Raw genomic sequence first — 9,626 nt, 5'->3', positions numbered from 1 at the left:
CGGGCCAGCAGGCCGCCCAGGGTGCCGGTGCCGCCGGTGATCAGCACGGTGCCCTCGGGGTCCAGCGGCGCCGGCACGGTGACCACGTTCTTGCCCACGTGCTTGGCCTGGCTGATGTGCCGGAACACGGCGGGCGCCTCACGGACGTCCCAGGTGGTGATCGGCAGCAGCCTCAGCGCACCCGACTCGAACAGGGCGAGGATCTCCGCCGTGATCTCCCGGACGCGCTCCGGGCCCGCCTCGGCGGGGTTGAAGGCACGGTAGCGCACGCCCGAGTGGTCGGCGGCGACCCGCTCGGGGTCGCGCGGGTCGGCCTTGCCCATGTCGGCGAAGCGCCCGCCCTCGGCGAGCAGCCGCAGCGAGGCGTCCACGAACTCGCCGGCCAGCGAGTTGAGCACGACATCCACGCCGCGCCCATCGGTGGCCGCGCGGAAGGACTCCTCGAAGCCGAGGTCACGGGAGGAGGCGACATGCGCGTCGTCCAGTCCGGCCGACCGCAGCACCTCCCACTTGCCGGGGCTGGCGGTGCCGTACACCTCCAGGCCCAGGTGACGGGCCACCTGGACGGCGGCCATGCCGACGCCACCGGCGGCCGCGTGCACCAGCACCGACTCGCCCGGCCGTGCGCCGGCCACGTCGACCAGGCCGTAGTAGGCGGTCACGAACGCGACCGGCATCGAGGCGGCCTCGGCGAAGGACCAGCCCGACGGGATCCGGGCCAGCAGCCGACGGTCGGTGACCGCCCGGTTGGCGAGGCCGCCGCCGTCGAAGTGGCCGAACACCCGGTCGCCGACGGCCAGGTCGGTGACGTCCGCGCCGACCTCGGTCACCACACCGGCGGCCTCGGCGCCCATCACGGCCCGGTCGGGGTACATGCCGAGCGCGAGCAGCACGTCGCGGAAGTTCACCCCGGCCGCGCGGACGGCGACCCGCACCTCACCGGCGCCCAGCGGGGCGTCGGCCTCGGCGGCGGGCACCAGGGCGAGGTTCTCCAGGGTGCCTTCCTCGGTGACGTCCAGGCGCCAGGCGCCGGGCCCGTCGGGAATGGTGAGGTCGTCGGCGGCGCCCTTCCGGACGAGCCGGGGCGCGCGGGCCCCGCCCTCGCGCAGGGCGAGCTGCGGTTCGTCCTCGACGGTGGCCCAGGCCTGCCAGTCGGCGTCCGCGCCGGCCGGGTCGCGGTCCATCAGCAGCATCCGGCCGGGGTGCTCCGACTGCGCGGCGCGCAGCAGGCCCCAGACGGCCGCGCCGACCAGGTCGGTCACCGGCTGCCCGGGAGCGGCCGGGACGGCGCCGCGGGTGAGGACCACCAGCCGGGTGTCGGCGAAGTGCTCGTCGGCGAGGAACTCCTGGACGGCGCGCAGGACTTCGGTGGTGGTCCGGCGCACGGACCGAGCCGCCCCGCCGTCGGACGCGTCGGACGCGTCGGACGGCACGGTCAGCACGACCACCGGGGGCGTGGCACCGTCCTCGACGGCGTCGATCCCCCGCCAGGCCGAGGTGTCGGGCCGCGCCGGGGCGGCCTGCCGCGTCAGCGGGGTCCAGTCGACGGTGAACAGGGCCTCGTGGACGGCGCGTTCGCCGGCCCGCCGCAGCGCCGCCGCGGCGACCTCGCGCAGGGTCAGCGACGCGATGCCGATCACCGGTGCGCCGGTGGGGTCAGCGGCGTGCAGGGCGACGCCCTCCGGACGGACGGTCAGCGCCACCCGGAGCACGGAGGCCCCGGCGGCCCGGAGATGGACGCCGTCGAAGGAGAACGGCAGCCTCGTGCCGGCCCCGGGGTCGGCGGCGAGGGCGATGGCGTGCAGGGCGGCGTCCAGCAGCGCGGGGTGCACCCCGAAGCCGTCGGCCTGGACGTCCTGCGGCAGGGCGACCTCGGCGTAGACCCGGTCGCCGTCCCGCCAGGCGGCGCGCAGCCCCTGGAAGGCGGGGCCGTAGCCGTAGCCGGCCGCCGCCATCGCCTGGTAGAAGCCCTCGACCTCGACCGGTGCGGCCCCGACCGGCGGCCAGACCGCGAGGTCGGGCCCGTCCTGCGGGGCGGTGGCGACCGGGGCGAGGACGCCGGCGGCGTGGCAGACCAGCTCGGTGCCGGCGGCGTCCGGGCGGGAGTACACCTCGAAGGTACGGCCGCCGGTGTCGTCGGCCGCGCCCACGTTCACCTGGACCGCGACGCCGCCCCCGGCGGCCAGCACCAGCGGTGCCCGCAGCACCAGTTCGGACAGCAGGGCGCAGCCGGCCTGCTCGCCGGCGGTCAGCGCCATCTCCACGAAGGCGGTGCCCGGCACCAGCACGTCGCCGTGCACCGCGTGGTCGGCGAGCCAGCCGTGGCCGGCCGCGCTCAGCCGCCCGGTCAGGACCAGGGCCCCGCCGGGCAGCGGGACGGCGGCGCCCAGCAGGGCGTGCTCGGTGACGACCTGGCCGACCGTGCTCAGGTCGCCCGCGGCGACCAGGGCCCGCGGCCAGTACCGCTCGCGCTGGAAGGCGTAGGTCGGCAGCTCGACCCGGCGGCCCACGGGCACGACCGGGGTGAAGTCGACGGACGCGCCCGAGGTCCAGGCCTCGGCCAGCGCCGCGAGCAGCTGCTCGGGACCGCCCTGGCCGCGCCGCAGCGTGCCCAGCGCGGCCGCGTCGGCCCCGACGGCGTCGGCGGTCTCCAGCACGCCGACGGTCAGCACCGGGTGGGGGCTGCATTCGACGAACACCGAGCGGCCGTCGGCCAGCAGGGCACGGGTGGCCTGCTCGAACAGGACGGTGGAACGCAGGTTGTCGTACCAGTACCCGGCGTCCATCCCCGCGGTGTCGATCGGGGCGCCCGTCAGCGTCGAGTACAGCGGCACCCGGGAGCTCCGCGGGCTGATCCCCGCCAGATCCGCCAGCACCCGCTCACGCACAAGTTCCACCTGCGCCGAGTGCGAGGCGTAGTCCACCGGAATCCGCCGGGCCCGCACACCACGCGCCTCACAGCGCGCCATCAACTCGTCCAGCGCGCCCGGCTCACCCGAGACCACCGTCGACGAAGGCCCGTTGAACGCGGCCACCGACACCCGACCCTCGAAGGAGCCGATCAGCTCCCCGACCACCGCACTCCCGGCGGCCACCGACACCATCCCACCGCCACCGGCGAGTTCGGTGATCGCCAGGCTGCGCAGCGCCACCACCCGGGCACCGTCCTCCACGGACAGCGCCCCCGCGACCACCGCCGCCGCGATCTCACCCTGCGAGTGCCCGACCACGGCCGAGGGACGGACACCGTGCGCCCGCCACACCTCCGCCAGCGACACCATCACCGCCCACAGCACCGGCTGGACCACATCCACCCGGGACAGCAGTTCCTCGTCGTCCAGGGCCTCGGTCAGCGACCAGTCCGTGAACGGGGCGAGCGCCGCCTCGCACTGCGCCAGCCGCTCGGCGAACACCGGTACGGCAGCGGCGAGTTCGCGCGCCATGCCGACCCACTGCGAGCCCTGGCCCGGGAAGACGAACGCCACGTCACCGGGGACGGCCCGGCCCTTCACCACGCCCTCGCCGTCGAGGGTGCCCAAGCCGTCCAGCAGCGCGGTGCGGTCGGTGCCGAGCACCACGGCGCGGTGCTCCAGGGCGGCCCGGGAGAGCAGCGAGCGGGCCACGTCCGGCACCGCGAGGTCCGGGTGTCCGGCCGCGAACTCCCGCAGCCGCTCGGCCTGCGCGGTGAGCGCGGCCGGGGTGCGGCCCGACAGCAGCCAGGGCTGCGGGCCCTCGGCGGCCGCGGACTCCGCGGCCCCCTCGGCCGGCACGGACTCCAGGATGATGTGGGCGTTGGTGCCGCTGATGCCGAAGGAGGAGACGCCCGCCCGGCGCGGACGGTCCGCCTCGGGCCACGGCCGCGCCTCGGTGAGCAGCTCCACCGCGCCGGCCGACCAGTCCACGTGCGGGGACGGCTCGTCCACGTGCAGCGTCGCGGGCAGTACACCATGGCGCATCGCCTGCACCATCTTGATCACGCCCGCCACCCCGGCGGCGGCCTGGGCGTGGCCGATGTTGGTCTTCACCGAGCCGAGCCAGAGCGGCTCACCGGCGCGCTCCCGGCCGTAGGTGGCGAGCAGTGCCTGGGCCTCGATCGGGTCGCCGAGCCGGGTGCCGGTGCCGTGCGCCTCGACGACGTCCACGTCACCGGCCGACAGCCCGGCGTTGGCCAGGGCCTGCCGGATCACCCGCTGCTGGGCCGGGCCGTTGGGCGCGGCGAGGCCGTTGGAGGCGCCGTCCTGGTTGATGGCGCTGCCCCGGACCACCGCGAGCACCTGGTGCCCGTTGCGGCGGGCGCTGGACAGCCGCTCCAGGACGACGATGCCGACACCCTCCGCCCAGGAGGTGCCGTCGGCGGCGGCCGCGAAGGCCTTGCACCGGCCGTCGGCCGCCAGACCGTTCTGCTTGTCGAACTCGGCGAACACCCCCGGGGAGACCATCACGGCGACACCGCCGGCCAGGGCCAGCTCGCACTCGCCGCGGCGCAGCGCCTGCGCCGCCAGGTGCAGGGCGACCAGCGAGGAGGAGCAGGCCGTGTCCACGGTGACCGCGGGGCCCTCCAGGCCGAAGGTGTACGCGATCCGGCCCGACAGCACGCTGCTGACGGTGCCGGTGAGCAGGTGGCCCTCGACGTTGGCGGGCATCTCCATGCCGAGGCCGTAGCCGGAGGCGGAAGCGCCGATCACCACGCCGGTGGACGAGTGGCCGAGGGAGTGCGGGTCGATGCCCGCGTTCTCGAACGCCTCCCAGGCCGTCTCCAGCAGCAGCCGCTGCTGCGGGTCCATCGCGAGGGCCTCGCGCGGCGAGATGCCGAACATGCCGGCGTCGAAGTCGGTCGCACCCTCGACGAAGCCGCCGCGCCGCACGTAGCTGCCGCCCTCGGGCCAGCCGCGGTCGGCGGGGAAGCCGGTGACGCCGTCCCGGCCCTCGGTGACCATCGCCCAGAGCTGCTCGGCCGAACGGACGCCGCCCGGGTACCGGCAGCTCATGCCGACGATCGCGATCGGCTCGTCGTCCGCCACGGCCACCACCGCACGCGGCGCCGGGGCCTGGTCGGCCGTGTCGAACAGCTCGCCGAGCAGGTACTCGGTCAGCGCGGCCGGCGTCGGGTGGTCGAAGACCAGCGTCGCCGCCAGCTCCAGTCCGGTCTCCGCGCCGAGCCGGTTGCGCAGCTCCACGGCGGTCAGCGAGTCGAAGCCCAGGTCGCGGAAGGCCCGGCGCGGCTCGACCGGCTCGGTCGTCGGGCGTCCCAGAACCAGCGCGGTGCGGTCCCGGACCACCTCCAGCAGCAGCCGCGAGCGCTCGCCCTCGGGCGCGGCGGCGAGTGAGTCCCGCAGCTCCGAGGAGACGGCCGACGGACCGGTGCCGGCGGCCGGCCCAGCCTGGTCGACCAGCCCGGCCAGCAGCGAGCTGGGCCGGCCGGAGACGAAGGCCGGTCCGAACCGCTCCCAGTCGACGTCCGCGACGGCCACGCAGCCCTCGCCCCGGTCGACGATCCCGGCGAGCGCCCCGATCGCCACCGTGCGGTCCAGCGCGGACAGGCCGCGGCGGCGCAGGAAGTCCTCGAAGTCGGAGTCCGCGGCCATGCCGGCCTCGGCCCACGGGCCCCAGGCCACCGAGGTCCCGGCCAGACCGCGGGCCCGCCGGTCCTCCACCAGCGCGTCCAGGAACGCGTTCCCGGCCGCGTAGGCGCCCTGGCCGCCACTGCCCCAGACCGCGGCGATCGAGGAGAAGACCACGAACAGGTCGAGGTCCCCGGTCAGTTCGTCCAGGAGTGCGGCCCCGGCCGCCTTGCCGCCGATCACCTCGGCGACGGCCTCGGAGCCGGTCTCCATCAGCGGGCCGGGCGCACCGACCCCGGCGGTGTGCACCACGCCGCGCAGCGGGTGCTCGACCGGGATCCCGGCCAGCAGGCCGGCCAGCGATTCCCGGTCGGTCACGTCGCAGGCGGCGACGGTCACCCGGGTGCCCAGCGCGGTCAGTTCGGCCACCAGCTCGTCCGCCCCCGGCGCGGCCGGGCCCCGGCGGCTGGTCAGCAGCAGGTGCGGCACGCCCCGGCCGGCCAGCCAGCGCGCGACGTCCCCGCCGAGGGCACCCGTGCCACCGGTGACCAGGACGGTGCCGTCGGTGCTCCACTCCGCCGCCGGCGCCCCGGACAGCGGTGCCCGGACCACCCGGCGGCCGAGCACCCGCGCCCTGCGCAGGGCCAGCTGGTCCTCCCCGCCCGCGCCCGCGAGCAGGGCCGCCAGTCGAGGGCCCTCCTCGGCGGTGACGGTCGGCGGCAGGTCGATCAACCCGCCCCAGCGGTCCGGGTGTTCCAGCGCGGCGACCCGGCCGAGACCCCACAGCAGCGACTGCTCGGGTGCCCGCGAGCGGTCCTCGTCCCCGGTCGACACCGCGCCCCGGGTCAGGCACCAGAGCGGAGCCCGCGAGCCGGCGTCGCCGAGCGCCTGGACCAGCAGCAGGAGGGCGGCGAGGTCGGCGGGCACCGGCAGGCCCGCGGCGGTCGAACCCGCCGCGAACACCACGCCGTCGAAGTCCTCGGCGGCCAGGCGGCCGGCGAGGGCGGGGCGGTCCCCGGTCAGCGGCAGTCGGGTGACCGTCGCGCCGGCGGCCACCAAGGCGGCGGCCACGTCCTCGGCGGGCGCGGATTCGCCGGCGGTGTGGCCGTCCGCGGTGACGAGCAGCCAGGTGCCGCTCAGGCCGGCGGCATCCGGCACCGTCAGCGGCTTCCACTCCACCCGGTAGCGCCAGGAGTCGACCACCGCCTCCTGCCGGCGCGAGCGACGCCACGCGGAGAGCGCCGGAACGACGCCGTCCAGGACCTCCGGGGTGTCCGACAGCCGCAGCGTGGCGGCCAGTTCCGGGACGTCCGCGCGCTCCACGGCCGCCCAGAACCGGGCGTCCTCGGCCGAGCCGGGCGCGTCGAGCGGGGCTTCGGGCCAGTAGCGCTCGCGCTGGAAGGCGTAGGTCGGCAGGTCGAGGCGGCGGCCGGCCGACAGCACGGACCGCCAGTCGAGTTCGGCGCCGGTGGTCCACAGGGCGGCGAGCGCGGTCAGCGCGGTCTCGGACTCGGAGCGGTCACGGCGCAGCAGCGGCGCGAACACGCCGTCGCCGGCCTGCTGTCCGGCCAGACCCGACAGCACGGCGTCCGGGCCCAGCTCGACGTAGCGGGTGACGCCCTCGCCGTGCAGGGCCTCGACACCGTCGGCGAAGCGGACGGCCTCGCGGACCTGGCGCAGCCAGTAGCCGGGGGTGGTGAGCAGCCCGGGCCCGGCGAGCTCGCCGGTCAGGTTGGAGACGAGCGGCAGCTGCGGCTCGCCGAAGGTCAGACCCTTCAGGACGGCCTCGAACTCGGCGAGCATCGGCTCCATCAGCGCCGAGTGGAAGGCGTGCGAGACGGTCAGGCGACGGGTCTTGCGGCCCTCGGCCTGCCAGCGCGCCGCGAACTCCTCCACGACCTCCGCCGGCCCCGAAACCACCACCGAGGCAGGCCCGTTGACGGCCGCGACGTCCAACCGCTCGCCGATCTCCGCCCGCACCTCGGCCTCGGTCGCCTCGACCGCCAGCATCGCGCCACCGCTCGGCAGCGCCTCCATCAGCCGGCCGCGCGCCGCGACCAGCGCGCAGGCGTCCGGCAGCGAGAACACACCCGCCACGTGGGCGGCCGCCACCTCGCCGATCGAGTGCCCGAGCAGGAAGTCCGGTACCACGCCCCAGGATTCCAGCAGCCGGTACGAAGCCACCTCGACCGCGAACAGCCCGGCCTGGGCCCAGACCGTACGGTCCGGCTCCTCGACGCCCTCGAACACCACCTCCTTCACCGGCCGCTCCAGCAGCCGGTCCAGCTCCGCGCACACCGCGTCGAAGGCCTCGGCGAACACCGGGAACGCCTCGTACAGCCCCCGGCCCATCCCGACCCGCTGCGCCCCCTGCCCGGTGAACAGGAACGCCGTCCGCCCCTCCACGGCGACACCGGAGACCACGCCGCCCGCCGGACGCCCGTCCGCCAGCGCGCCCAGACCCTCCAGCAGCGCCGCCCGGCCGTCACCGAGCACCACCGCACGGTGCGCCAGCCCGGCCCGCGTCGTCGCCAGTGACCACGCCGCGTCACCCGCGTCCACGTCCGGCCCGAGCCAGTCGGCCAGCCGCGCCGCCTGGCCCCGCAGCGCCGGGGCGCTCTGCGCCGACACCGGCCACACGGCCGGGCCGGTGCCCCGCGCGGGCGCCTCCGGCTCCGGCTCCGGCTCGGCCCCGACCGGGCTCTCCTCGATGAGCACGTGGGCGTTGGTGCCGCCGACGCCGAACGCCGAGACGCCGATCCGCCGGGTCCGCTCGGCCTGCGGCCAGGGCCGGGCCTCGGTCAGCAGCTCGACGCCGCCGCCCGTCCACTCGACGTGCGGGGTCGGCGCGTCCACGTGCAAGGTGGCGGGCAGCACGCCGTTGCGCAGTGCCAGCACGCTCTTGATCACGCCGACCGCGCCGGCGGCGGCCTGGGTGTGGCCGATGTTGGACTTCAGCGAGCCGAGCAGCAGCGGCCGCTCGGCCGTGCGGCCCCGGCCGTAGACGGCCTGCAGCGCCTCGGCCTCGATCGGGTCGCCGAGCCGGGTGCCGGTGCCGTGCGCCTCGACCGCGTCGACCTCGGCCGCCTCCAGGCGGGCGTTGGCCAGCGCCTGCCGGATCACCCGCTCCTGCGAGGGGCCGTTGGGCGCCGTCAGACCGTTGGACGCACCGTCCTGGTTGACCGCGCTCCCCCGCACCACCGCCAGGACCTCGTGCCCGTTGCGGCGCGCGTCGGAGAGGCGCTCCAGCAGCAGGACACCGACGCCCTCGGACCAGCCGGTGCCGTCCGCCGCCGCCGCGAAGGACTTGCAGCGGCCGTCGGCGGCCAGGCCGCCCTGCTTGCCGAACTCGGCGAAGGCCGCCGGGGTGCTGATCACCGCGACACCGCCGACCAGGGCCAGGCCGCACTCGCCCTGGCGCAGCGACTGGACGGCCAGGTGCAGCGCCACCAGCGAGGAGGAGCAGGCGGTGTCCACCGTGACGGCCGGGCCCTCCAGCCCGAACACGTACGAGAGCCGGCCGGAGAGCACGCCGTTCGCGGTGCCCGTCAGGTGGTATCCCGCGGTGTTCTCCGGCAGCCGGCCGGCGCCGTCGTAGCCGGACGGGGAGGCGCCGACGAAGACGCCGGTCGCCGTGCCGGCCACCGAGTGCGGATCGATGCCCGCGCGTTCGAAGGTCTCCCACGCGACCTCCAGCAGCAGCCGCTGCTGCGGGTCCATCGCCAGCGCCTCGCGCGGGTTGATGCCGAACAGCTCGGCGTCGAACTCGGTCGCGTCGCCGAGGAAGCCGCCGCGGCGGGCGTAGGTTCGACTGCCGGGGAAGGTCTCCTCCCAGCCGCGGTCGGTCGGGAACCCGCCGATCGCGTCGCTGCCGTCCGCGACCAGCTTCCAGAGGTCGTCCGGGCCGGTGACGCCGCCGGGCAGCCGGCAGCCCAGTGCGACGATCGCGATCGGCTCGCGGGCCGCGGCCTGGATCTCCCGGTTCTGCCGGCGCAGCCGCTCGACCTCCTTGAGCGAGGCCCGGAGCGCTTCGACCGCCTTGTCACCGCGGGTGTTCATCGATTT

The 9,626-nt window shown here is 76.4% G+C and carries 1 protein-coding gene; it reads right to left on the bottom strand.

What is annotated here, in order from left to right; genetic code table 11:
• Positions 1 to 9,620: type I polyketide synthase (locus ABZ449_RS36485; RefSeq protein WP_360354799.1), on the bottom strand; the 9,620-nt coding region annotated here is incomplete at its 3' end.
• Positions 9,621 to 9,626 lie beyond the last annotated feature (6 nt).

The sequence above is a fragment of the Kitasatospora sp. NPDC005856 genome (assembly GCF_040629945.1).
In the GTDB taxonomy this organism is placed as follows: Bacteria; Actinomycetota; Actinomycetes; order Streptomycetales; family Streptomycetaceae; genus Kitasatospora.
The sequence above is the reverse complement of the archived record's forward strand: the minus strand, read 5'-3'. Positions and strand labels throughout refer to the sequence as shown.